General features: G+C 67.8%; 27 protein-coding genes. 23 read left to right on the top strand and 4 right to left on the bottom strand.

All coding sequences use genetic code 11. The features are described from left to right. Nucleotides 1-5: 5 nt before the first annotated feature. The 15 genes from rplF (at nucleotide 6) to rplQ (ending at nucleotide 9,130) form a co-directional block, all read left to right on the top strand. Entirely contained in the window at nucleotides 6-542 is a 537-nt protein-coding gene (gene rplF / locus SK224_RS02330) for a 50S ribosomal protein L6 (RefSeq protein ID WP_137418040.1), read from the top strand. Between the two features lie 2 nt (nucleotides 543-544). Further along, a complete protein-coding gene (rplR, locus tag SK224_RS02325; protein ID WP_320433207.1) occupies nucleotides 545-904 on the top strand; it encodes a 50S ribosomal protein L18 in 360 nt (119 codons plus the stop codon). Next, nucleotides 901-1,593: a 30S ribosomal protein S5 gene (rpsE, locus tag SK224_RS02320; RefSeq protein ID WP_137418038.1), complete on the top strand. Its 693-nt coding sequence runs from the start codon at nucleotides 901-903 to the stop codon at nucleotides 1,591-1,593. The genes rplR and rpsE overlap by 4 nt, the downstream gene beginning before the upstream one ends. Continuing rightward, nucleotides 1,593-1,778, top strand: coding sequence for a 50S ribosomal protein L30 (rpmD, locus tag SK224_RS02315; protein ID WP_137418037.1), 186 nt, complete (start codon nucleotides 1,593-1,595; stop codon nucleotides 1,776-1,778). Before rpsE ends, rpmD begins: the two co-directional genes overlap by 1 nt. After that, nucleotides 1,778-2,338 (top strand): 50S ribosomal protein L15, encoded by a 561-nt coding sequence (rplO, locus tag SK224_RS02310; RefSeq protein WP_234074509.1) that lies wholly within the window; start codon nucleotides 1,778-1,780, stop codon nucleotides 2,336-2,338. The genes rpmD and rplO overlap by 1 nt, the downstream gene beginning before the upstream one ends. Before the next feature lie 138 nt (nucleotides 2,339-2,476). Continuing rightward, on the top strand, nucleotides 2,477-3,802 hold the full coding sequence (gene secY / locus SK224_RS02305) for a preprotein translocase subunit SecY (RefSeq protein ID WP_137418035.1): 1,326 nt from the start codon (nucleotides 2,477-2,479) through the stop codon (nucleotides 3,800-3,802). Next, a complete protein-coding gene (locus tag SK224_RS02300; RefSeq protein WP_320433206.1) occupies nucleotides 3,799-4,389 on the top strand; it encodes an adenylate kinase in 591 nt (196 codons plus the stop codon). The genes secY and SK224_RS02300 overlap by 4 nt, the downstream gene beginning before the upstream one ends. 3 nt (nucleotides 4,390-4,392) lie before the next feature. After that, nucleotides 4,393-5,220 (top strand): type I methionyl aminopeptidase, encoded by an 828-nt coding sequence (map, locus tag SK224_RS02295; RefSeq protein ID WP_320433205.1) that lies wholly within the window; start codon nucleotides 4,393-4,395, stop codon nucleotides 5,218-5,220. A gap of 11 nt (nucleotides 5,221-5,231) precedes the next feature. Beyond that, on the top strand, nucleotides 5,232-5,903 hold the full coding sequence (locus tag SK224_RS02290) for a DsbA family protein (protein WP_320433204.1): 672 nt from the start codon (nucleotides 5,232-5,234) through the stop codon (nucleotides 5,901-5,903). A 167-nt stretch (nucleotides 5,904-6,070) separates the two neighbouring features. Beyond that, nucleotides 6,071-6,292 (top strand): translation initiation factor IF-1, encoded by a 222-nt coding sequence (gene infA, locus SK224_RS02285; RefSeq protein ID WP_017201569.1) that lies wholly within the window; start codon nucleotides 6,071-6,073, stop codon nucleotides 6,290-6,292. A 58-nt stretch (nucleotides 6,293-6,350) separates the two neighbouring features. Continuing rightward, nucleotides 6,351-6,467, top strand: a complete 117-nt coding sequence (rpmJ, locus tag SK224_RS02280; RefSeq protein ID WP_005050492.1) for a 50S ribosomal protein L36 — start codon at nucleotides 6,351-6,353, stop codon at nucleotides 6,465-6,467. A 153-nt stretch (nucleotides 6,468-6,620) separates the two neighbouring features. Beyond that, nucleotides 6,621-6,995 carry a 30S ribosomal protein S13 gene (gene rpsM, locus SK224_RS02275; RefSeq protein ID WP_137418031.1) on the top strand — a complete coding sequence of 125 codons (375 nt, stop codon included), beginning with the start codon at nucleotides 6,621-6,623 and terminating at the stop codon, nucleotides 6,993-6,995. Between the two features lie 33 nt (nucleotides 6,996-7,028). Then, nucleotides 7,029-7,427, top strand: a complete 399-nt coding sequence (gene rpsK, locus SK224_RS02270; RefSeq protein ID WP_039395885.1) for a 30S ribosomal protein S11 — start codon at nucleotides 7,029-7,031, stop codon at nucleotides 7,425-7,427. A 126-nt stretch (nucleotides 7,428-7,553) separates the two neighbouring features. Beyond that, entirely contained in the window at nucleotides 7,554-8,543 is a 990-nt protein-coding gene (locus SK224_RS02265; protein WP_137418030.1) for a DNA-directed RNA polymerase subunit alpha, read from the top strand. A 35-nt stretch (nucleotides 8,544-8,578) separates the two neighbouring features. Beyond that, the gene (gene rplQ / locus SK224_RS02260; protein ID WP_320433203.1) at nucleotides 8,579-9,130 is read left to right on the top strand and encodes a 50S ribosomal protein L17; all 552 of its coding nucleotides are present in this window, start codon (nucleotides 8,579-8,581) and stop codon (nucleotides 9,128-9,130) included. A gap of 118 nt (nucleotides 9,131-9,248) precedes the next feature. Here the strand turns inward: rplQ and SK224_RS02255 are convergent, their stop codons facing one another. After that, a complete protein-coding gene (locus SK224_RS02255) occupies nucleotides 9,249-11,183 on the bottom strand; it encodes an acyltransferase family protein (protein WP_320433202.1) in 1,935 nt (644 codons plus the stop codon). Nucleotides 11,184-11,267: 84 nt separating this feature from the next. Between SK224_RS02255 and truA the strand changes: the two genes are divergently transcribed. After that, a complete protein-coding gene (gene truA / locus SK224_RS02250) occupies nucleotides 11,268-12,107 on the top strand; it encodes a tRNA pseudouridine(38-40) synthase TruA (RefSeq protein WP_320433201.1) in 840 nt (279 codons plus the stop codon). 64 nt (nucleotides 12,108-12,171) lie between these two features. Next, nucleotides 12,172-12,867, top strand: coding sequence for an endonuclease/exonuclease/phosphatase family protein (locus SK224_RS02245; protein WP_320433200.1), 696 nt, complete (start codon nucleotides 12,172-12,174; stop codon nucleotides 12,865-12,867). Between the two features lie 6 nt (nucleotides 12,868-12,873). Here SK224_RS02245 and SK224_RS02240 read toward each other — a convergent pair whose 3' ends face one another. Next, nucleotides 12,874-14,637: a DUF4012 domain-containing protein gene (locus SK224_RS02240; protein WP_320433199.1), complete on the bottom strand. Its 1,764-nt coding sequence runs from the start codon at nucleotides 14,635-14,637 to the stop codon at nucleotides 12,874-12,876. A gap of 66 nt (nucleotides 14,638-14,703) precedes the next feature. On the opposite strand from SK224_RS02240, the gene SK224_RS02235 reads away from it, so the two are divergent. The 3 genes from SK224_RS02235 (at nucleotide 14,704) to SK224_RS02225 (ending at nucleotide 17,814) form a co-directional block, all read left to right on the top strand. Then, nucleotides 14,704-15,321, top strand: coding sequence for a hypothetical protein (locus SK224_RS02235; protein ID WP_320433198.1), 618 nt, complete (start codon nucleotides 14,704-14,706; stop codon nucleotides 15,319-15,321). Nucleotides 15,322-15,455: 134 nt separating this feature from the next. Beyond that, nucleotides 15,456-16,169, top strand: coding sequence for a fructose 1,6-bisphosphatase (locus SK224_RS02230; RefSeq protein WP_320433197.1), 714 nt, complete (start codon nucleotides 15,456-15,458; stop codon nucleotides 16,167-16,169). 214 nt (nucleotides 16,170-16,383) lie between these two features. Then, nucleotides 16,384-17,814 (top strand): glycosyltransferase family 2 protein, encoded by a 1,431-nt coding sequence (locus tag SK224_RS02225; protein ID WP_320433786.1) that lies wholly within the window; start codon nucleotides 16,384-16,386, stop codon nucleotides 17,812-17,814. A 67-nt stretch (nucleotides 17,815-17,881) separates the two neighbouring features. Here SK224_RS02225 and SK224_RS02220 read toward each other — a convergent pair whose 3' ends face one another. Both SK224_RS02220 and SK224_RS02215 read right to left on the bottom strand, forming a co-directional pair. Next, nucleotides 17,882-18,880, bottom strand: coding sequence for a response regulator transcription factor (locus tag SK224_RS02220; protein WP_320433196.1), 999 nt, complete (start codon nucleotides 18,878-18,880; stop codon nucleotides 17,882-17,884). A gap of 118 nt (nucleotides 18,881-18,998) precedes the next feature. Further along, nucleotides 18,999-20,033 carry a glycoside hydrolase family 6 protein gene (locus tag SK224_RS02215; RefSeq protein ID WP_320433195.1) on the bottom strand — a complete coding sequence of 345 codons (1,035 nt, stop codon included), beginning with the start codon at nucleotides 20,031-20,033 and terminating at the stop codon, nucleotides 18,999-19,001. A gap of 58 nt (nucleotides 20,034-20,091) precedes the next feature. On the opposite strand from SK224_RS02215, the gene SK224_RS02210 reads away from it, so the two are divergent. The 3 genes from SK224_RS02210 (at nucleotide 20,092) to SK224_RS02200 (ending at nucleotide 21,613) form a co-directional block, all read left to right on the top strand. Next, on the top strand, nucleotides 20,092-20,922 hold the full coding sequence (locus SK224_RS02210) for a universal stress protein (RefSeq protein WP_320433194.1): 831 nt from the start codon (nucleotides 20,092-20,094) through the stop codon (nucleotides 20,920-20,922). A 91-nt stretch (nucleotides 20,923-21,013) separates the two neighbouring features. Further along, the gene (locus SK224_RS02205) at nucleotides 21,014-21,220 is read left to right on the top strand and encodes a hypothetical protein (protein ID WP_320433193.1); all 207 of its coding nucleotides are present in this window, start codon (nucleotides 21,014-21,016) and stop codon (nucleotides 21,218-21,220) included. 255 nt (nucleotides 21,221-21,475) lie between these two features. Then, on the top strand, nucleotides 21,476-21,613 hold the full coding sequence (locus tag SK224_RS02200; RefSeq protein ID WP_320433192.1) for a hypothetical protein: 138 nt from the start codon (nucleotides 21,476-21,478) through the stop codon (nucleotides 21,611-21,613). Nucleotides 21,614-21,624 lie beyond the last annotated feature (11 nt).

Below are 21,624 nucleotides of genomic sequence, written 5' to 3'. Positions count from 1 at the left end.
CTGATATGTCGCGTATCGGACGTCTTCCCATCGACATCCCCGCCGGCGTCACCGTCTCGGTGTCCGGTCAGGATGTCTCCGTCAAGGGCCCCAAGGGCGAGCTCACGCTCACCGCTGCCCACCCGATCGAGGTCAAGGTGGAGGAGAACCAGGTTCTCGTCACCCGACCCGACGACGAGCGCGAGTCGCGGTCGCTCCACGGCCTGACCCGCACGCTCATCAACAACAACATCATCGGCGTCACCCAGGGCTACACCAAGGGCCTCGAGGTCGTCGGTACGGGTTACCGCGTCGCGCAGAAGGGCTCGTCCGTCGAGTTCGCGCTGGGCTTCTCGCACCCCGTCCTGGTCGACCCGCCCGCGGGCATCACGTTCACGGTCGAGGGCAACAACAAGCTCACCGTGAGCGGGATCGACAAGCAGGCCGTCGGTGAGGCCGCTGCCAACATCCGCAAGATCCGCAAGCCTGAGCCGTACAAGGGCAAGGGTGTGCGCTACGCCGGCGAGGTCGTCCGGCGCAAGGCCGGAAAGGCTGGTAAGTAACCATGGCCGTGACTTCCAAGTCCGAGGCCCGCGCTCGTCGCCACTCGCGTCTTCGCAAGAAGATCGTCGGCACGCCCGAGCGCCCCCGCCTCGTCGTGACCCGTTCGGCCCGCCACGTCTTCGTGCAGGTCGTCGACGACAGCAAGGGCCACACCGTGGCCAGTGCGTCCACCCTCGAGACCGATCTGCGCGGCTTCGACGGCGACAAGACCTCGAAGGCCCGCAAGGTCGGCGAGCTCGTCGCCGAGCGCGCGAAGGCTGCCGGCGTGGCTGACGTCGTCTTCGACCGTGGCGGCAACCGCTACGCCGGTCGTGTCGCCGCGATCGCCGAGGGCGCCCGCGAAGGAGGGCTGAACCTGTGAGCGATGCAACGAACACCAACCAGGAGACCGAAGTGACCGATGCCACTCAGGCGGCGGCGACGGAGACGGCGCCCGCCGAGCGTGAGCGGGAGCCGCGTCGCGGTGGCCGTGAGCGCAACGCCAACCAGCGTGACCGCGGGTCGCGCGACCGCTCGGAGAGCCAGTTCCTCGAGCGCGTCGTGACCATCAACCGTGTGTCGAAGGTCGTCAAGGGTGGCCGTCGCTTCAGCTTCACCGCTCTCGTTGTCGTCGGTGACGGCAACGGTGTGGTGGGTGTCGGCTACGGCAAGGCCCGCGAGGTTCCGCTCGCGATCTCGAAGGGTGTCGAGGAAGCCAAGCGCAACTTCTTCCGCGTCCCCCGTTCGGGATCGACCATCCCGCACCCGGTCCAGGGTGAGGCCGCCGCAGGCGTCGTCCTGCTGCGTCCCGCTGCAGCCGGTACCGGTGTTATCGCCGGTGGCCCCGTGCGTGCCGTGCTCGAGTGCGCCGGTATCCACGACGTCCTCTCGAAGTCCCTCGGCTCGTCGAACACGATCAACATCGTGCACGCGACCGTCGAGGCCCTGAAGCAGCTCGAGGAGCCGCGTCAGGTGGCCGCCCGTCGTGGCCTCGACTTCGACCAGGTCGCTCCGGCCCGTCTGGTTCGCGCCGAGGCTGAGGCCGCGGCCGCATCGAAGGTAGGTGCCTGATGGCTCAGCGTCTGAAGGTCACGCAGGTCAAGTCCAAGGTGAGCGAGAAGCAGAACCAGCGTGACACGCTGCGCAGCCTCGGCCTCAAGCGGATCGGCGACTCTGTCGTCCGCCCCGACGACGCGCAGACGCGCGGTTACGTCAAGGCCGTCGCTCACCTCGTGAAGGTTGAGGAGATCGACTAATGGCTGAGAACGAGAACGTCGAGCAGGCGGCTGAGAAGCCCGCTGCCAAGACGACCCGTAAGCCCGCCGCCAAGAAGGCCGCTGCTCCCAAGGCGGAGAAGAAGGACGTCGCCGTGGCGCGTCCGGGCGTGCTGAAGGTGCACCACCTTCGTCCCGTCCCCGGATCCAACACCGCCAAGACCCGCGTCGGTCGTGGTGAGGGCTCCAAGGGCAAGACCGCCGGCCGTGGCACCAAGGGTCAGAAGGCCCGCTACCAGGTCAAGGCCGGCTTCGAGGGTGGGCAGATGCCGCTGCACATGCGTACCCCGAAGCTGCGCGGGTTCAAGAACCCGTTCCGGGTGGAGTACCAGGTCGTGAACCTGGACAAGCTCGCGGAGCTGTACCCGTCCGGCGGCGACGTGACCGTCGTCGACCTGGTCGCCAAGGGTGCGGTTCGCAAGAACGAGAAGGTCAAGGTGCTCGGCACCGGCGAGATCTCGGTGAAGCTGAACGTCGAGGTCGACAAGGTCTCCGGCTCCGCTGAGCAGAAGATCGTCGCCGCGGGCGGCACCGTCAAGTAAGCCGCGTGCAGGGGCCGGAGGATATCTCCGGCCCCTGTCGCATACCCGGAGGATGCGGCCGCTCGGTCACGCACGGGGTGGGATACCCTGGTGGTCTGTGCGCCTCCTGCGCCGGGAACCCTTTCTGGAGGAATCCACGTGTTCAGCGCCATCGCGCGCGTGTTCCGCACGCCTGACCTGCGTCGGAAGATCGCTTTCACCCTGGGCATCATCGTGCTGTACCGTCTCGGTGCACATGTGCCGTCGCCGTTCGTCGACTTCCCGAACGTTCAGTCGTGTCTCGCCGACACGTCGAACACGCAGGGCGTGCTCTCGCTCGTCAACCTCTTCTCGGGCGGTGCGCTTCTTCAGCTGTCGATCTTCGCGCTGGGCGTCATGCCCTACATCACCGCGACGATCATCGTTCAGCTGCTGCGCGTGGTCATCCCGCACTTCGAGACCCTCTACAAGGAGGGCCAGTCGGGCCAGGCGCGTCTGACGCAGTACACGCGCTACCTGACCATCGCCCTCGCGCTGCTGCAGTCCACGACGCTCGTGACCGTCGCGCGCAGCGGCCAGCTCTTCGGCAACACCGGTGTCGCCTCCTGCGAGCAGCTGCTGACCAACGACGCGTGGTGGGCCCAGCTGCTCATGATCATCACCATGACCGCCGGTACCGGCCTCATCATGTGGTTCGCCGAGCTCGTCACCGAGCGCGGCATCGGCAACGGAATGTCGCTGCTCATCTTCACCTCGATCGCTGCGACCTTCCCGGCCGCGATGTGGTCGATCTGGCAGGCCCGCGGTTTCGAGGTCTTCTTGCTCGTCCTCGCCGTCGGCGTCGTGATCGTGGCTCTCGTCGTCTTCGTCGAACAGTCTCAACGCCGTATCCCCGTGCAGTACGCGAAGCGGATGGTGGGCCGCCGCACCTACGGCGGGACCAACACCTACATCCCGATCAAGGTCAACATGGCGGGTGTCGTGCCGGTCATCTTCGCCTCGTCGCTCCTGTACATCCCCGCGCTCATCTCGCAGTTCAACCAGACGCCGGATGCGGACGGCGCGCTGCCGGGCTGGGTCGTGTGGATCCAGAACTACCTCACGCGTGGCGACCACCCGCTGTACTGGCTGCTGTACTTCCTGCTGATCGTCGGGTTCACCTACTTCTACGTCGCGATCACGTTCAACCCGGTCGACGTCGCCGACAACATGAAGAAGTACGGCGGGTTCATCCCCGGCATCCGTGCCGGCCGCCCCACCGCCGAGTACCTCGACTACGTGCTCACCCGCATCACGCTGCCGGGCTCGATCTACCTGGGTCTGGTGGCACTGATCCCGCTGATCGCTCTGGCGACAGTGGGCGCGAACCAGAACTTCCCGTTCGGCGGCACGTCGATCCTCATCATGGTGGGTGTCGGACTCGAGACCGTGAAGCAGATCGACGCGCAGCTGCAGCAGCGTCACTACGAAGGGCTCCTGCGATGACCGCGCGCCTGCTGATCGTGGGGCCCCAGGGCTCCGGCAAGGGCACACAGGGCGTGCGGATCGCCGAGGCGTTCGGCGTTCCGGCGGTGTCGACGGGCGACGTGTTCCGCGCGAACATCTCCGAGGGAACCGCCCTCGGACAGCAGGTGCAGGCGATCATCGCGGCGGGCAACCTGGTTCCAGACGAGCTCACCAGCGCCGTCGTGCGCGATCGGCTCGCTCAGGACGACGCGGCTCCCGGCTTCCTCCTCGACGGCTACCCGCGCAACCTCGGGCAGGTGGGTGACCTCGATACGTTCCTGGAGGAGCGCGGCGAGAGCCTCGACGCCGTGATCGAGCTGGATGTGCCGCGCGACGAGAGCATCGCCCGCCTGACCAAGCGTGCCGCCGAGCAGGGACGCACAGACGACACGGCCGAGGTCATCGCGCACCGGCTGAGCATCTACGAGAACGAGACGGCGCCGATCCTCGACGTGTACCGCGAGCGCGGGCTCGTCGTCGCGATCGACGGAATCGGCTCGCTCGACGTGATCACCGAGCGCATCCTCACGGCTCTGATCGCGCGTGGGCTGACGCCGGCGTCCTGAGCCGTGTTGCGACGCTCCATCTACAAGACCCCGGCGCAACTGCGTCAGATGGTCGAGCCGGGGCTGATCACTGCGGCCGCTCTGCAGGCGGTGCGCGAGATGATCGCCCCCGGTGTGACGACGGCTGAGTTGGATGCGGCAGCTGCCGCCGTGATCACCGGTCGCGGTGCGGAGTCGAACTTCCAGCTCGTGCGCGGTTACCGTCACACGACGTGTGTGTCGGTCAACGAGCAGGTCGTCCACGGAATCCCGGGCGACCGGGTGCTCGAAGCCGGCGACATCGTCTCGATCGACGCGGGGGCGCAGTTCCGTGGGTGGAACGGCGACTCGGCCATCACGATCGTCCTGCCCGATCCCGCGCGGCCGGAGCTCGTCGCAGCGCGGCAGGAGCTGTCTCGGGTGACGGAGGGTTCCATGTGGGCCGGGATCGCCGCGATGGCGACCGGACGCCACATCGGTGAGATCGGCGCCGCCGTCGAGGATCACATCACCGTCGCGGGGGAGTACGGCATCCTGCGTGACTACGTCGGACACGGAATCGGCCGCAAGATGCACGAGGCGCCTTCGGTGTTCAACTACCGCGTGCCGGATCCGGGCCCTCGGATCCAGCCCGGGCTCGTGCTCGCCATCGAGCCGATGGTGGTCGCAGGTTCGGAGGCGACGCTCGTCGAAGACGACGAGTGGACCGTCTCCACAGTCGACGGTTCAGACGGCTCCCACTGGGAACATAGCGTCGCCGTCCATGATGGAGGCATCTGGGTTCTCACGGCCCCCGACGGCGGAGCCGCGGGGCTGGCTCCGTATGGTGTGAAGCCGGTCGAAATCGAGTAGGAAAGAGCGTCATGGCAGCGGCAAAGGGCAAGACAAACTGGTTCGCGATCTGGATCAGCGTCGTCGCTGTCGTCGCAATCGTGGTCGTCGGCGGTCTGGTCGTCGTCTTCAACAACGTGGCGACGGACCCGGGCAAGGCGCCCGAGGCATCCAACATCGACTCCTCGACCGGCGCGATCTCGTTCGGCACGGGTGAGCACACCGTCGACACGTACATCGACTTCATGTGCCCCTATTGCAACCAGTTCGAGCAGACGGAGGGCGAGACCATCCAGGGACTCGTCTCGTCGGGTGACATCACCCTGAACGTGTACCCGGTCGCGATCCTGGACCGGCTCTCGCAGGGCACCGAGTACTCCAGCCGCGCCGCCAGCGCCATGTACGCGGTCGCCGCCGCCGACCCCGACAACGCCTACGCCTTCCTGCAGGCGCTGTATGCGAACCAGCCCGCCGAGAACTCGACCGGCCTGACGGACGAGCAGCTGGTGGATCTCGCCCGTGGAGCGGGCGTGAACGTCACCTCGGACCTCGAGAACGCGATCACCTCGAACGCGTACATCAAGTTCGCGAAGTCGCGGTCGCTGCCGGACGGCGCGACGGGAACGCCGACTCTCCGCGTCAACGGCGACCTCGTGCAGATCACGTACAACCCGCAGACGGACATCCTCAGCAGGATCTCCTGAGCCGGGTGGAGCGATCCCGCCACGCGTCGAGTGGCGGGATGCGGCTCTATCACCTATAGTTGATCTTTGGTGCTTTGCGCCTTCGTTGGCGTGTCGCCGTCGAGGCGTTTCCGGCACCGAATCCCATCCACCGCAGATCGACCGGTCTGCACGAGGGTAGCGAGGCTATGGCTAAAAAAGACGGTGTCATCGAGATCGAAGGCGTGATCTCCGAGGCTCTGCCCAACGCGATGTTCCGCGTCGAGCTGAGCAACGGGCACAAGGTGCTCGCCACGATCTCCGGCAAGATGCGGCAGAACTACATCCGCATCATCCCCGAGGACCGCGTCGTCGTGGAGCTCTCGCCCTACGACCTCACGCGCGGCCGCATCGTCTATCGCTACCGCTGATCCGGTCGAGAAGTAACGGCTCCACCTCGGAGCACGAAGACAGCGAACAGGAAGCATCATGAAGGTCAACCCCAGCGTCAAGCCGATCTGCGATCACTGCAAGGTGATCCGTCGTCACGGACGCGTCATGGTCATCTGCAAGTCCAACCCGCGCCACAAGCAGCGCCAGGGCTGACGTGCAGTCGGCGGATGCGGCGTCCGGCCGCATCCGCTCCCACAACTGAACAACGAACAACAGGCAGGATCAGAACCCGCGAGGGGGACACCTCGGGCGGAGGCCCGGGCACCGATCCTGCTCCACACCTCCACTCACTCCTAGGAGAGCCGCATGGCACGTCTTGCCGGCGTCGACATCCCGCGCGACAAGCGCGTGGTGATCGCACTCACGTACATCTACGGCATCGGCCGTACCCGCTCCGTCGAGATCCTGAAGGCGACTTCGATCGACGAGAGCATCCGCGTCAAGGACCTGACCGACGACCAGCTCGTCGCACTCCGTGACTACATCGAAGGCACCTACAAGGTCGAAGGTGATCTTCGTCGCGAGGTCGCCGCCGACATCCGCCGCAAGGTCGAGATCGGCTCCTACGAGGGCCTGCGTCACCGCCGCGGCCTTCCCGTGCGCGGTCAGCGCACGAAGACCAACGCCCGCACGCGCAAGGGCCCCAAGCGCACCGTCGCCGGCAAGAAGAAGGCGCGCTAAGGCGCGGCCCCCAGGGTTTAGGAGAACACGCACATGGCACAGGCCAAGTCCGCGGCGCGCAAGCCCCGCCGCAAGGAGAAGAAGAACATCGCCGTGGGCCACGCCCACATCAAGTCGACGTTCAACAACACGATCGTTTCGATCACCGACCCGTCCGGCGCTGTCATCAGCTGGGCCTCTTCGGGCGGAGTGGGCTTCAAGGGCTCGCGCAAGTCGACCCCGTACGCGGCCGGCATGGCCGCCGAGTCGGCCGCCCGTCAGGCCGCCGAGCACGGTGTCAAGAAGGTCGACGTCTTCGTGAAGGGTCCGGGTTCGGGCCGCGAGACGGCGATCCGTTCACTGACTGCCGCCGGCCTCGAGGTGGGGTCGATCCAGGACGTCACGCCGCAGGCGCACAACGGCTGCCGCCCGCCCAAGCGTCGCCGCGTCTGACGTCTCACAGCTTCTGGATGCCGGGGCGCGCCGCCTGACGGTGCCGCCCCGGCATCCGCGAGAAAAACTCAACACCTCATCCACGCAAGTGTCATATAGCGGGCACTTAGCCGAAAGGAACACATCGTGCTCATCGCACAGCGTCCCACTCTGACCGAGGAGAAGATCGGGGAGTTCCGCAGCCGCTTCGTCATCGAGCCGCTCGAGCCCGGCTTCGGTTACACCATCGGCAACGCGCTGCGTCGCAGCCTCCTCTCGTCCATCCCCGGTGCTGCTGTCACCAGCATCCGCATCGACGGCGTGCTGCACGAGTTCAGCACCATCCCCGGTGTGAAGGAGGATGTCACCGAGATCATCCTGAACATCAAGCAGCTGGTCGTCTCGAGCGAGCGCGACGAGCCCATCACGGCCTACCTGCGCAAGACGGGCGCGGGCGAAGTGACCGCCGCCGACATCTCGGCTCCGGCCGGTGTCGAGGTGCACAACCCCGAGCTGGTCATCGCGACCCTCAACGACACCGCCCGTTTCGAGCTCGAGCTCACGATCGAGCGCGGCCGTGGCTACGTGTCGGCGACGCAGAACCGCAACGAGTACGCCGAGGCGGGGCAGATCCCGATCGACTCGATCTACTCGCCGGTGCTCAAGGTCAGCTACCGCGTCGAGGCCACCCGTGCCGGTGAGCGCACCGACTTCGACAAGCTCGTGCTGGACGTCGAGACCAAGCCGTCGATCGCCCCGCGCGACGCCGTCGCGTCGGCGGGTCGCACCCTGACCGAGCTGTTCGGCCTCGCCCGTGAGCTGAACGTCGAGGCCGAGGGCATCGAGATCGGTCCCGCGCCGGTCGAGACCGTCCTCTCCAACGAACTGTCGATGCCCATCGAGGACCTCGACCTCTCGGTGCGCTCGTACAACTGCCTCAAGCGCGAGGGCATCAACACGGTGTCCGAGCTGGTCGCCCTGTCGGAGACCCAGCTCATGAACATCCGCAACTTCGGTCAGAAGTCGGTCGACGAGGTGCGCGACAAGCTCGTCTCGCTCGGTCTGTCGCTGAAGGACTCGGTGCCCGGTTTCGACGGCGCCCACTTCTACGGCGGATACGAAGAAGACAACGCCTGATCCGGCTCACCCGCGAAATCCTGGAGTAACTGAGAATGCCCAAGCCCACGAAGGGACCCCGCCTCGGAGGCGGCCCCGCACACGAGCGTCTTCTGCTGGCGAACCTTGCCGCGGCACTGTTCACGCACAAGTCGATCACGACGACCGAGACCAAGGCGAAGCGCCTGCGTCCGCTCGCCGAGCGTCTCATCACGTTCGGCAAGCGTGGCGACCTGCACGCGCGCCGTCGCGTGCTCTCCGTCATCGGTGACAAGGAAGTCGTGCACGTCCTGTTCACCGAGATCGCGCCCCTGGTCGCTGAGCGTGAAGGCGGCTACACCCGCATCACGAAGATCGGCAACCGCAAGGGCGACAACGCTCCCATGGCCGTGATCGAGCTCGTGCTCGAGCCCGTCACCAAGAAGAAGGCGGCTCCCGCCAAGAAGGCCGTCAAGGCCGAGACGGCTCCCGTCGAGGAAGCCCCCGCCGAGGAGCCGGTTGTCGAAGAGGCTCCGGCCGAGGAGACTGTGGTCGAGGAGGCCCCCGAGGCGTCCGAGGCCACCGCTGACGAGGCTCCGGCCGAGTCGGAGGAGAAGAAGTCCGAGTAATCGGACCCGTCGGGACCCGTCCCGGCCCCTTTGCACCGCGAACCCCGCGGGATCTTCGGATCCCGCGGGGTTCGCGCCGTTCGCCGCGGTGTTTTCGATGGGGTGGCCGACGGCGCCCTCAGCCCGCGTCGGGTGAGCCGGGCGCCTGGAACAGCTGGGACTGGCGCAGTTCCTGCTCGAAGGCGCGCTGCGCGGAGAATGCGGAGAACCGCGCCTTCGCCCGTTGCGCGTCGGCGAGGGCGGTCACCACGGCGTCGGCGTAGATCTTGCCGCCGGCATCCCCCGGGTGTACGTCGTCTCCGGCGAGCAGGTCGGGATGCGGCGCGATCGCCGACTGCCAGTCCGCGATCTGCACCCCGCGATGCGTGCGGGCGAACGCGGCGATCTCGGCGTTGACGCCGGGAATCCAGGATCGGGGGGCCGACGCAGTGACGAGCACGAGCTGACGGTCGGGGCCGATGACCTCGAGCACCTGGTCGAGAGTTCGCTGCGAGATCGAGCCGTTGGTGCCGAGGCCGAGGACCACGAACTCGCGCAGCCGGCCCGCGTCCGCGAGGGAGCGCAGGATGTCGGGAGCGGCATACATCTGACGCGAGACGACGGCGTCCACGTCCGCTCCGGGAAGCGCGGCGAGAAGGCTGGGGGCCGAGGCGAGCATCACGGAGTCGCCGACGGCGGTGACCTCATCGCCCGTGACGATGTCGTCGTCGGGATCCCCGCCCGCGTTCGTGGGCGCGGGTTGATCCTTCAGCGCGTCCATACCAGCGGCGACGACGGCCTCCCCACTGGACACCCGCGGAGCCGAGACGACGGCGAGGGCGGTGCCGGCGACGAGCAGGAGGCAGACCGCCATGACGCCGACGGCCCTCGCTCGACGGCGCGCGCTGGACGCGAACGCCCGTCGGAGCTCGCCGACGGCCTGGCGGAATCCGCTGCGGCGCACCGGTGTCTCGAGGAATCGGTACGACAGTGCCGAAAGGGCCACTGTCACGGCCAGCGCAGCGGCGCCGATCGTCGCGGGGAAGGGGCGATCGATGCTCGTGCCCTGCCAGGCAGCGACCAGCAGCACCAGCACGGGCCAGTGCCAGAGGTACAAGCCGTACGAGCGTTCGCCGACCCATCGCAGGGGCGCTGCATCCAGCGCGCGCCCGAGCAGTGAGCCTGGCCAGGCTCCCGCCACGATCACGATCGCGGTGAGTGCGCTCGCTGCGAGGAGCGCGCCGGGGAAGGTCGTGACGTTCTGGCTCTGTCCTGCCGTCGCGAGCAGGACGAGGCTCGCGAGAGCGGCGGCACCTACCGCGGCTACGCCCCCTCGAACGCCAGGACGTCGCATCCAGTCGCGCCCGATGCGACCGGCCGCGCGCCAGGTGAACGCGACAGCGACACCGAGAAGGAGGCCGAATGCGTGGGAATCGGTGCCGAAGTAGGCGCGCGTGACGCGTGCTCCGAGGGTGAGCGGATCGGCGGAGCCGGAAGCGACGATGACCGCCATCCAGACCGCGGATGCGGCTGCCGCGACCAGTGCCACGCCGGCACGCATCCATGCGCGGGGAAGCAGCAGGAGAGCGAGCAGCAGCGGCGGCCACACGAGGTAGAACTGCTCCTCGACGGCGAGCGACCAGAGGTTGCGGAAGAGCTCACCGCCGCCGGAGCCGAAGTAGTCCGTGCCGTCCACGACGGCGGTCCAGTTGTACCCGAACACGAGCGCGCCGAAGAGCTGTCGTCCGAGCCCGACGAGCACGTCGCCGCGGATCAGCCATGCCGCGCTCGCGCACACCGTCAGCACGAGCAGGAGCGCCGGCAGCAGCCGTCGGGCTCGACGGCGCCAGAAGGCCCCGAGCGCGACGCGGCCAGTCTCATCGTGCTCGCGGAGCAGCAGCGAGGTGATGAGGAATCCGCTGATCACGAAGAAGACATCGACACCGATGAACCCGCTCCGCATCCACCAGTCGGGGAACAGGTGATAGACCATCACGAGCACCACCGCGACCGCGCGGAGGCCGTCGAGACCCGCGTAGCGGGCGCGCGGGAGAAGAGGAGTATCAGCGATCATGGGGGAGGATCCGGGGTGGGAAGCCCGGCCAGTCTACGATCCATGCGTGAGTGCCTCTATCGGGTGCAGCCGTAGGCTTGAGCAGTGCGGATCCGACTCGACATCGCTTATGACGGCACGCACTTCCGCGGCTGGGCTCGGCAGCCGGGTCTGCGCACCGTTCAAGGAACGCTCGAGGATGCCCTGGCGCGGATCGTCGCCGGTGCGCCGCAGTTGACGGTCGCCGGGCGCACGGATGCGGGCGTGCACGCGAGCGGTCAGGTCGCGCACCTGGACCTCGACGACGCCCAGCAGGCGAGGCTGGCGGCTTCCCGCCGATCGGAGTCCGACCCCGTTGCGGCTCTGGCGCGACGTATCCGCGGTGTCCTGAGCTCGTACTCGGATGTGACGGTGCACCGCACCACGCTCGCTCCCGACGGCTTCGACGCACGATTCTCGGCTGTCTGGCGCCGGTACGCCTACCGGATCGCCGACGACGTCACCGGCTACGACCCGCTGCGACGGGAGTTCACCACCACGGTTCGCGCCGCGCTGGATGTCGCAGCGATGGATGAGGCGGCGCGCTCGCTCCGGGGCCTGCACGACTTCGCTGCCTACTGCAAGCCGCGCGAGGAGGCGACGACCATCCGTACGCTCCTCGATTTCGGTTGGCGCCGCGACGAGGAGGGGGCGATCGTGGCGAACGTGAAGGCCGACGCCTTCTGCCATTCGATGGTGCGCGCGCTCGTGGGAGCCTGTGTCGCGGTCGGCCAAGGGCGCCTCGCGGTCGAGGACGTCGTGCGGCTGCGCGAGCAGGCCACGCGGACGAGTGAGTTCGCCGTCCTCGCCGCGCGCGGGCTGGTGCTGACAGAGGTGGGCTATCCGGAGCCGGAGCTCATGGCGGCGCGGGCCGAGCAGACGCGGGCACGTCGCGATCAGGAATGAATTCGCTGGGCGTTGCGCAAGCGGCATCCGTCGTTCACGTGCCGGGCATAGTGTGGATGGCCTGATGAAGGTCATCTCCTACAACCTGCGCAAACATCGCGCTGCGGGCGAGATCGCGGATCTGGCCGAGCGGCACGGCGTCGACGTGCTCTGTCTCCAGGAGGCGGACACCACCGACATTCCGGAGGTCAGCGGTGGCCTGCGCCTGGCGGACGCCACGAGCCGCAACCGGTTGGGCCTGGCGGTCTACTACCGCGAGAGCAGCTTCCGCTTGCAGGAGGTGCGTGCGCTGTCGCTCAAGAAGTCGCTGCACGACCGGGTACTCAAGCCCGCGGAGGAGCGCATGCTGGGCGTGCGTCTGCACGACATCGACGCGGGGCGCGAGATCATCGTCGCGTCCTTCCACGCCGCCCCCCTCACCGCACTCAATTCCCTGCGCCGCCACCAGATCCGCACGGCATTGGCCGAGCTGCAGGACCTCGGACCGCAGCTTCCCGCCCTGATGGTGGGCGACTACAACTACCCCGTCTTCAAGGAACGACTCGGCGAGCGGGTGAGGGACCAGGGGTACGAGCTCACGCTCAGCGACACCCGCACATACACGCGCTATCGCTTCTTCCGTGGGCACTACGACTTCGCGACATCCACCGGGTTCGACATCGAGCACATCCGGACGCTGCCGCAGGGGCTCAGCGATCACCTGCCGATCCTCGTGACGGCGACGCTCTCGTCGTCGCGCGCCCGCGTCGAGGTGGGCTGAGGCCGTTCAGTCGCAGGAGGCGACGACAGCGGAGTCCGTCCCCGGCAGCACGGGCGTGACCTGGGCGCTCAGCTCGGGTGTCCAGGGCGTGCGGACCCGGATGCTGGCGCTGGCCGTCTCGCCCGGAGCGAGCAACGACGACCAGACGAGCACCGGCCTGCCCTGGTCGGTGCCCGAGCGGAAACCGCTGCCGTCCGAGTTCTCCGAGGAGAGGACGGAGGCGCCCTCGGGAAGATACAGATAGCCCGTCGTGCGGGTCAGCCCGGCCTGGGTGCCGAAGCTGCCCCCTCCGGTGATGGAGGAGGGGAAGCTCGCCACGTCGGCGGGAGCGTCGTTGGTGAGGGACACATCGAGCACGGCTTCGGCCGAGCCGCCGGCGGTGGTGCACCACTGCACGCCGGTGCCGACCTTCATGTAGTAGTCCATTTTGGAGCCGGTGGCGTCGTTCAGGTACACGCCGAAGCTCGTCTGCTGACTGTCGGTCACCGGGAGCAGACCCTGCAGAGTCGTGCCGTCGAGGATCGCCTGTTCCTCTGGAGCGTTGCTCCAGATGAGCAGGCGCTCCTCCTCCCCGGCCTTCGCCAAGGCGGAGACGAGGGCGGAGGGAGCCACATCTCCTGCGGCGAGTCTGGTGAAGACGGATGCGGCGGCCGCCTGGAAGAACGCGTCCTGGGTGGCAGGGTCGTAGCGCAGGTACACCTCGTTCAGCAGCAGCGGGATCGCGTTCTCGCTCGTCAGCTCGTCGCCCGTGGGCAGCGCCACCGGCCCCGTCGCCGCCAGCATGTACGACAGTGTGACGGGGTCGAGCGAGATCACCCCGTCGACCTTGAGGCCGTACTCCCGCTCCCACATGGCCTGCGCGATCTGCGCCGCCAGGGGGAAGGAGGGGACCTGGCTCGCGTTCTGCATGTAGCGCGCGGGCCGCGTCTCCATGAACGCCGTGAGCTCGGGACCGATGTCGAGCACCGGGTCTCGTAGCTTGCCGATGTCGCCGGAGGCGGATGCCTGAGCCGCGAGGGAGATCTGGCCGTTCTCCGTGTGCACGAGCGCCATGGCGCCGACGATGCCGCCGAGCGAACGCCACTCGGCGTTGTTCTGGAAGACGACGAGGTAGTTGCGCGGGCCGTCGGCACCCAGAACGGCCGGCATCAGCGCCGTCGCTCGGCTGACCGCATCCGATCCGGTCTCGACGGAGGTGAGCAGCCCGGACACATCCTCCACGGCCTTCGCGATCGGGGGGAGCAGGGCGGTTCGATCGATGTCGTCGACGGCGTCGGATGCGAGCGCCACCTGCGCGGTGGTGCTCTGGGCGGCCTCGTGCATCTCGCCGAACCCGCTGACATCGATGCGTCCGTCGACCGGCTTCAGCGCGCCGGCGGAGAATTCCGATGCGACCCGCACGAGGGGAGTCAGCGCCTTCCCGGCCACGTCGTCGACCGCCGCCGTAACCGTCGCGACGGCCGAGAGCTGGTCGCCGACCCAGGGCAGGACCTCGGCCGCCCGCCATACGGGGTCCGAGGTCAAGGAACGCGCCGCCGCCGTGTCCGCGGCGATGTCGGCCAGCCGGGCGGTCGCCGCGTCCGTGTCGTCGAGATTGCGGGTGACCTCCCCGGCCGCGCGCTGCGCCGCGGTCAGATGCCCGTAGGCGAGGTATCCCCGCACTCCCAGCCAGGCTGCCGCAGCCACGAGGATGACGAGCAGGGCGAGCAGCACCCAGATGAGAATCCGTCCGGCCGTTCTGGCGGGCGCCGGCAGCAGGGGATTGGTCACGCCTTCACCTTAAGCGGTCATGCCGCGCCGCTAGAGTGGGAAGTCAACCTCACACCGGGAGTCGCCATGCGTCGCAGACATCGCGGGCCGGTCGCGGTCTTCGCTCCGCTGCTCGCCGTGGCGGTGCTGACCGGATGCGGCCCGGCGCCGTGGAACACCGGTGCGCAGACGCCGAGCCCGACAACGCCATCGCGTTCGAGCACGCCCGTTCCGACGCCCGTGACCAACGACCTGTCCAGCGGATCGACTCAGCGGGTCGTGCCTGCCGGCGCGGTGAGCGCGACCATCAACTACTGGTCGACGCTGTCGATGGATCGCTGGACGGCTACGGCGCTGAAGCCCGTCAGCATCTCGATGGTGACCACCGTCACCCCCAACGACGGACAGAAGGTCTTCCTCCAGAAGGCGACGATGGTCGCGGTCCCGGGCAACGCCTCGCGCTCCTTCGACCCGCTCGCCCCGCAGACCGACCAGTCGTCGGTCAGCCCTGGCTACCTGGTTCTCGATCCCTACAGCTATTCGCAGACCTTCAACATCGGCGACGTGCCCGCTGAGGCGACGTTCGTGCAGGTTCAGTTCACCTACGACTTCCTCGTGCAGACCACCCCCACATCCGCCGAATACGCCAAGCAGACCGCCAGTGACACGCTGACGATCGCCATCGCCGGTGCGCCTCAGGGCTGATGCGGATCCCGTGCATGGCGCGCGGGGGTGGATCGCGTATACTTTCGGCGCCGACCCTGGGGTTTATCTGGAAGCGGGTCGGCACCGACCCGACATCCTGTGAGCCTCGTGGCCACGTCTCCGAGGAGCGCCCTGTGAGAATCCCCTTCGCCGATCGCCGTGTGCGTCGGCTCTACGCGGGGGCCGCTGTCGCCCTCGCGAGCATCCTGGCGCTGACCGGTTGCTCGCAGATCGTCGATGGCTTCAACTCCCTGCAGGGCAGCAACACCGCCGTGCAGCCGACGACCGTCGTGCCCTCGCCCGCGCCGTCGGCGAGCATGGCGTTCAACTCCCAGTTCACCTACGACGGCTCGGTCGAGCTGCGCAGCGACGTGGCGCAGGATCTCGAGCTCGTGCTGAACGTGTGGGCCGTCGACCCCAAGCGCACGCAGGAGTGGACCGCGAACAACGAGAAGGTCTTCGGCTTCGCGGTCAACGTCTACGACCACCGCGTCGACGAGAAGGCGGTACTGACGGACAAGCGTCGCGTCTACATCTCCTCGGTGCAGATCAACTCCACCACGACGCAGACCTCGAACCAGATGCAGTCGCCCTACCAGTTCAGCGCCGACCCGCGCACGCTCGTTCCCAGCGACACCCTGCGCTCCGACCGGGGACTGCTGCTCAACAGCTTCCAGGGCGGGCTCTACGTTCCCCAGCAGAGCATCCATCAGCTGCCGGCGGACACGTTCGGTCTCACTCTCGAGTTCGCACTGACGATCTCGGTCGAAGGCACGGCGAACACGGACGCCTCGTTCCAGCAGCAGACGGTGTACCAGTACCTGCCGATCGCGATCTTCCCCGGCTGAGCCAGTGGCCACCGGCGCTGATCTTGCGCCAATCTTGCGCTGAGCTTCTCGCGGGACCCACCGTGATCTTGCGGGAGAGCGTGCAGTCTGGACTCATCGCACGAACAGCGTGCTGATCTCCCCCCGCATCGCGGGCCATGAATGTCAGGAAGTGATCACTGTGTCGGACCCCCGCATGGCGTATCAGCAGCTGCCGTCACAGCAGCTCGAGCCGATGTACCCGGCGACGACGTCCGGCGCCGACCTCGAGTCCCACTTCGAGCAGGACTTCATGTCGGTGCTCGAGAGCTCGACCACGCACCGCTCCACGATCGGATGCGTCATCCCCGCCTACAACGAGGAGGAGTCGATCGCCGATGTGATCGAGGCCCTGCTCGCCCAGACGCGTGTTCCGGACGTGATCCACGTGGTCATCAACAACACGTCCGACAACACCGCGAAGATCGCTTCGGAGTACGCCGGTCCGCACGAGATCATGACCGACCTTGGTGAGCAGTTCACCGAGGTCTTCGTGCACGACATCGGCAAGAACCCCGACAAGAAGGTCGGCGCGCTCAACTACGGCTATTCGCTGGTCGAGGGATGCGACTATCTGCTCGGCGTGGACGGCGACACGATCGCCGAACCGCGTGCGGTCGAGTACCTCGAGACCGAAGCCGTCAGCGACTCGCGCATCGGAGGCATCTCGGCGATCTACACGATCGACGACCGCCCCATCAAGGGGCTCACGGCTAAGTGGCTCATCGCCGGTCAGCGCACGCAGTTCGCGGCCTTCAACCTGCAGAACCTCCTCCGCGGCCGCAATATGGCCGTGCTCGGCGGTCAGTTCTCGATCTTCTCGACCAACGCCCTGCGCGACGCGATGAAGCAGAACCACCAGAACACCCCGTGGGTCAAAGACAGCGAGGTCGAGGACTCCCTGCTCTCGCTGCAGATCAAGAGCGCCGGTTACCTCACGAAGATCAGCCCCTACGCTCGCGCAGCGGTGGGCGGGATGACCACGCTCAAGGGGTACGACGCGCAGCAGGTCAAGTGGACGTTCGGCGCGATCGAGCTCATGTGGCCCGGACAGCGCGGCGACACCAAGGGGCAGCCGTTCCACCCGAACCTGCGCCTGCGCTGGTTCGAGAACTTCGGCATGCTCACCAACCTCTTCGTTCGTGTCGCCTTCCTCGTGCTGCTCGCCGGCTCGCTGTCGATCAACGCTTTCGTCTTCTCGCCCCTGTGGCTGATCCCCGTGCTGACGGCCGTGCTGCTGAACCTGCGCATCGCGCGCACGATGAAGTACTGCAACCAGCGCGACATCCTCTTCGCACTTCTGGTCTTCCCCGCGGAGATCTTCATGTGGATCCGCCTCAGCCATTTCCTCCGCTCGTGGACCCGATTCCTCTCGCGGAAGAAGGTCGACAACTGGGCGATGCAAGCGAAGGCGGAGCGCGGCGGCGGGTCGATCGGCCACTGGGCGCCTTTCATCCTGTTGGCCGCAGCACTGGTGGCCATGGCGATCATCTGGAACATGCTGGGCCCGGTCGTGCAGTCCTCCATCCTCTGGATCGGCTGGCCCATCGTCGGCGTCGTGACGGTTCTGCAGACGCTGCTCATGTTCTCGAAGCTGCTGCGCCGCTACCAGGGATACAAGGTCTGACCCCCACCATCCCGAACGAAGAGGGCCCACGGTTTCCCGTGGGCCCTCTTCGTTCTGCTGCGCGATATCAGGGTGCGAGCAACTCGGTCGTCAAACGGTAGCCGACGCCGCGCACGGTCTCGATGTAGCGAGGGTTGCTGGGGTTGTCGCCCAGCTTGCGGCGGAGGTTCGTCATGTGGGCTTCGACGGCGCGCTTGTCGGCCTCGCCCACGTAGTAGGAGGTGACGTAGGACTCGCCGCGCAGCACGAGGGTCAGATCGGCCTTGCTGCGCACGCGTCTCTTGGACTCGAGAAGAGTGGCGAGGAGATCGAACTCGGTACGCGTCAGCTCGACCTGCTGACCGTTGATGAGCACGATGCGCGTCTCGGGGTTCAGCTGGAGGTCACGGTGGGTCACCCAGAACCCCCCGCCCGGGACGAGCGCGCCCTGCGCGTGAGGGGTCAGCTCCGCTCCGGCTGCCGGGGCGGGCGCCGGCTGCGCAGGCGCGGGGGTCGGCTGCGGCGTGTAGGTGATGCGGTCGGCCGGCATGGCGGCCTCGGGCGGGTACACCGGCTCCTCGACGTAGGCAGGCGCGATGGGCTGTCTCGCCTCGGGCTGCACGGGGATGGACTGCGTCTGCGGGCGTGCGCCCGGGAAGGACGGTCCGACGCTCTCCTGTCGACGCGGATGGCCGGCGGGTTCGGGGCGGGGGCGGCGCAGCAGCGCCTCGACGCGCGCCCGGAACTCACGAGGACGGAACGGCTTCACGATGTACTCGTCGGCACCGGCGCCGAGTCCCAGGACGACGTCGGCCTCGTCGGCGAGCCCGGTCAGCATGATGATGAACGTGTTCGACTTCTCGCGGATGCGGCGAGCAGCCTCGAATCCGTCGATGCCGGGCATGTTGACATCGAGCGTCGTGATGAGCGGCTGGTAGGCGAGCACGGCGCGCACGCCGTCGATGCCGTTGCCGACCGACACGGTGGAGAAACCGGCCGCTTCGAGGACCTCGGCGAGGAGGTGGCGAACGTCGGGATCGTCTTCGACGATGACCGCGGTCTTCTGCCCGTCAGAAGCGTCGCTCATGAGTCCGGCATCCTCGATTCTCGGTTCAAGGCCGCGGCTCGTGGCACCGCACGCGTCGCCATTGTTCCATATCCCCCGGATTGCCCGCGATTCACGACGCATGCCGCGTCGTGGGCGGTCAGAGAACGTTGCGCGTGAGCTGCACGGAGCCCTCCGGCCACCAGGATCCGGCGCGCGGCCCGCCGTTGCAGACACCGTCGCTCTCGCCGGGAGGCTTGATCCACAGGTTCGTGTCGACGACGTCGTCGCCGTAGGTACCGCCGGGGTCGCCCACGAGCGCCGTCGGGTCGTTGCACCACTCGCTCGTGGCGACGCCGGCGCCGTTGCGGGACGTATCGATGAGGGCGTGACCGCCGCCGAGGAGCGTGGACACCTCGTGCGCGTACGCGAACTCGTCGGTGGTGGGGTTGTAGTTCGACACATTGGTGGCGAAGCCGCGCACCTTGTCGGTGACGCCGACCCGCTGGATGAGAGAAGCCATCTCCGAGGCTGGGCGCCAGTTGGAGTGTCCGCCGTCGAGGTACACCCACGTGTCGACGCCCACGAGGCGCAGCGCCGCATCGTGGAGGGCGCTCATGCGCTGGTCGATGTTCGCGTCGCAGTCGGGTGCCTGGGCGAGGCTGTCCGGCTCGAGGACGACGATCTTCTGGACATCTTTCACGCTCGCCAGCGCCTGGCCGATCTCCGCCGTCCAGGTGGCGTACGAGGCGTCGTCCAACCCGCCTGCGGACTGGCTGCCGCAGTCGCGCTCGGGCAGGCCGTAGACGACGACGGAGAGTGCCGCATCCTGATCGCGCGCTTCGGCGGCGAGGTTCAGGATGCGGGGACCTGCGTCGCCGATCGGATCGATCTCCGGGGTGAGCCAGTAGGCGGTCGGCTGAGCGGCGAGATACTCGGCCGCGGCCTGCGACTCCGAGTCCAGCCCGCCCTCCGTCGCTGCCTTGCTCGCCTTGGATTCCTCCGGCACGACGATGCGTGTGCCGACGCCCGGCGCCTGCGCGCCGAGGAACTGGAGCCCGGAGGTGATCGCCCACCCGACGACGCCGATGGCGGTGACCACGATCACCAGGCTCGCCGCGAGAACGGTGATCAACAGCCAGCGGGGGAAGGCACGCCCGCGCGGGCGGGCGGACCTTGCTGGCGTGGAAGTCACGCAAGGACTGTACCGTGCGCCCGCGCTACCCTGACTGCAACGACCGGAAGGACACAGGATGTCGGACTCGATCATCGTGGGCGTGACGGATGCGGAGGGCTCGCAGCGTGCGGTCGACTGGGCGGCGGCCCGCGCGCGGCGTGGCGGGGAGCCTCTGGTGCTCTTCTCCGTCGTGGGCGGCGCCACGGGGGCAGTGGGCGAGGATGATGTACTGACTGCGGCGGTCGCGGCGACCCGTGCGCGCCTCGGGCAGCAGGCCGAACTCTTGCGGTCGATGGGACTCTCGTGCGAGGTGCGCGTCTCGCATGGCAATCCCGTCGCGGAGCTCGTGGAGGCGTCGAAGGACGCGCGGCTCCTGGTGATCGGAGGGGAGAGGCGCGGGCAGGGGCGCCGCGGTCAGCACGGCTACCGGATCGCCGCAGGGTCGCATTCTCCCGTCGTCGTGGTGCCGCTGGATGCGCCGACCGACGGGGAGGGCGTCGTGGTCGGTGTGGACGGCTCCGAGGTCTCCGACGCGGCGGTGGCGTTCGCGGCAGCCGAGGCCGAGCGCTTCGGTGAGAGTCTGACGATCGTCTCGGCGTGGATGCCGGTCGCCGTTCCCGGCGACTTCGGCGTGTACCCCGACCTCTATCTCACGGATCTCAACACGATCACCCAGTCCGCCGTCGACCGTGTCGCAGAGAAGGTGAGCGAGGCCTACCCGGATCTCGACGTGCAGACCCGTGTCGTCGAGGGTGATCCCGCCGCGGCGATCGCGGATGCGGCGGGCGCGGCCCGGCTTGTCGTCGTCGGCTCGCACGGGCGCGGCGCCTTCGCGCGCTTCCTTCTCGGGTCGGTCAGCGAGGAGGTCGTGTCCCAAGTGACGACCGCCACAGCCGTCGTCCGCTGAGCGGATTTCCACAGTTCCGGCGCGTACGGGCCACAGGCGCCCGCGCGGGACTACCTTTGTGCCACCACGGTAGGCGGACGAAGGAGTCCTCATGGATCGTGCAACACAGATAGCTGTCAGCGCTCTCGGCCTGCTCGCGCTCATCGCGGTCGCCGTCGGCGTCTTCGCTGCGGGGGCGCTTCCCGGGCTCGAGCTCCACGCGCAGCGTGTCGCGAGCCTCATCCCCTTCGTCGTCGCGACGCTCGCGGTGCTGAGCGCGCTCGCGCTGACGGTGTCGCGGCGACGCCTGCATCGCTGACAGCGCTCACGCATAAAGCGGAGAGGCCCTCCGCGGCCTGGGGGAACCGGAGAGGACCTCTCATCGCACGGGCGAAACGCTCCGTGCCTTCGCTCGCCGTCGGTGACCCGAACACGTCCGGCGTGCGGTGTTGCCTCTTCAGTATGGGAAGGGGGCGTGCCGGCATGGAGGGGCTTGACAACGGCTACGCTCCCCGTTCGTCATCCGACGCGCCGCGTCACACGATCGTCATCCTTTCTCAGTAGCATGGCGCTCATGGCGCGCGAGGGGCAACGCAATTCGGAGCCGGGCGGGTCCCGATGGCTCATCTACGTCGGGGTGGCGCTGCTGGCGCTCGGGGTGGGAGCCCTTGTCTTCGCGTCGATCATCAGTTACCTCAACGCCATCCTCTGACGGAGGCTGCG

This window comes from Microbacterium sp. BG28, assembly GCF_034044005.1.
Taxonomy (GTDB): Bacteria; Actinomycetota; Actinomycetes; order Actinomycetales; family Microbacteriaceae; genus Microbacterium.
Note: the sequence above shows the minus strand (reverse complement) of the source record. Positions and strands in the feature narration are given on the sequence as shown.

What these genes read in the sequence shown, in the direction of transcription:
- rpmJ (WP_005050492.1), top strand. Translation starts at nt 6,351, where the DNA reads ATGAAGGTCAACCCCAGCGTCAAGCCGATCTGCGATCACTGCAAGGTG.
- SK224_RS02235 (WP_320433198.1), top strand. Translation starts at nt 14,704, where the DNA reads ATGCGTCGCAGACATCGCGGGCCGGTCGCGGTCTTCGCTCCGCTGCTC.
- SK224_RS02200 (WP_320433192.1), top strand. Translation starts at nt 21,476, where the DNA reads ATGGCGCGCGAGGGGCAACGCAATTCGGAGCCGGGCGGGTCCCGATGG.
- SK224_RS02210 (WP_320433194.1), top strand. Translation starts at nt 20,092, where the DNA reads ATGTCGGACTCGATCATCGTGGGCGTGACGGATGCGGAGGGCTCGCAG.
- SK224_RS02290 (WP_320433204.1), top strand. Translation starts at nt 5,232, where the DNA reads ATGGCAGCGGCAAAGGGCAAGACAAACTGGTTCGCGATCTGGATCAGC.
- rplO (WP_234074509.1), top strand. Translation starts at nt 1,778, where the DNA reads ATGGCTGAGAACGAGAACGTCGAGCAGGCGGCTGAGAAGCCCGCTGCC.
- rpsK (WP_039395885.1), top strand. Translation starts at nt 7,029, where the DNA reads ATGGCACAGGCCAAGTCCGCGGCGCGCAAGCCCCGCCGCAAGGAGAAG.
- SK224_RS02225 (WP_320433786.1), top strand. Translation starts at nt 16,384, where the DNA reads ATGTACCCGGCGACGACGTCCGGCGCCGACCTCGAGTCCCACTTCGAG.
- rplF (WP_137418040.1), top strand. Translation starts at nt 6, where the DNA reads ATGTCGCGTATCGGACGTCTTCCCATCGACATCCCCGCCGGCGTCACC.
- SK224_RS02245 (WP_320433200.1), top strand. Translation starts at nt 12,172, where the DNA reads ATGAAGGTCATCTCCTACAACCTGCGCAAACATCGCGCTGCGGGCGAG.
- infA (WP_017201569.1), top strand. Translation starts at nt 6,071, where the DNA reads ATGGCTAAAAAAGACGGTGTCATCGAGATCGAAGGCGTGATCTCCGAG.
- rpmD (WP_137418037.1), top strand. Translation starts at nt 1,593, where the DNA reads ATGGCTCAGCGTCTGAAGGTCACGCAGGTCAAGTCCAAGGTGAGCGAG.
- SK224_RS02205 (WP_320433193.1), top strand. Translation starts at nt 21,014, where the DNA reads ATGGATCGTGCAACACAGATAGCTGTCAGCGCTCTCGGCCTGCTCGCG.
- SK224_RS02300 (WP_320433206.1), top strand. Translation starts at nt 3,799, where the DNA reads ATGACCGCGCGCCTGCTGATCGTGGGGCCCCAGGGCTCCGGCAAGGGC.
- rplQ (WP_320433203.1), top strand. Translation starts at nt 8,579, where the DNA reads ATGCCCAAGCCCACGAAGGGACCCCGCCTCGGAGGCGGCCCCGCACAC.
- SK224_RS02255 (WP_320433202.1), bottom strand. Translation starts at nt 11,183, where the DNA reads ATGATCGCTGATACTCCTCTTCTCCCGCGCGCCCGCTACGCGGGTCTC.
- SK224_RS02220 (WP_320433196.1), bottom strand. Translation starts at nt 18,880, where the DNA reads ATGAGCGACGCTTCTGACGGGCAGAAGACCGCGGTCATCGTCGAAGAC.
- rplR (WP_320433207.1), top strand. Translation starts at nt 545, where the DNA reads ATGGCCGTGACTTCCAAGTCCGAGGCCCGCGCTCGTCGCCACTCGCGT.
- rpsM (WP_137418031.1), top strand. Translation starts at nt 6,621, where the DNA reads ATGGCACGTCTTGCCGGCGTCGACATCCCGCGCGACAAGCGCGTGGTG.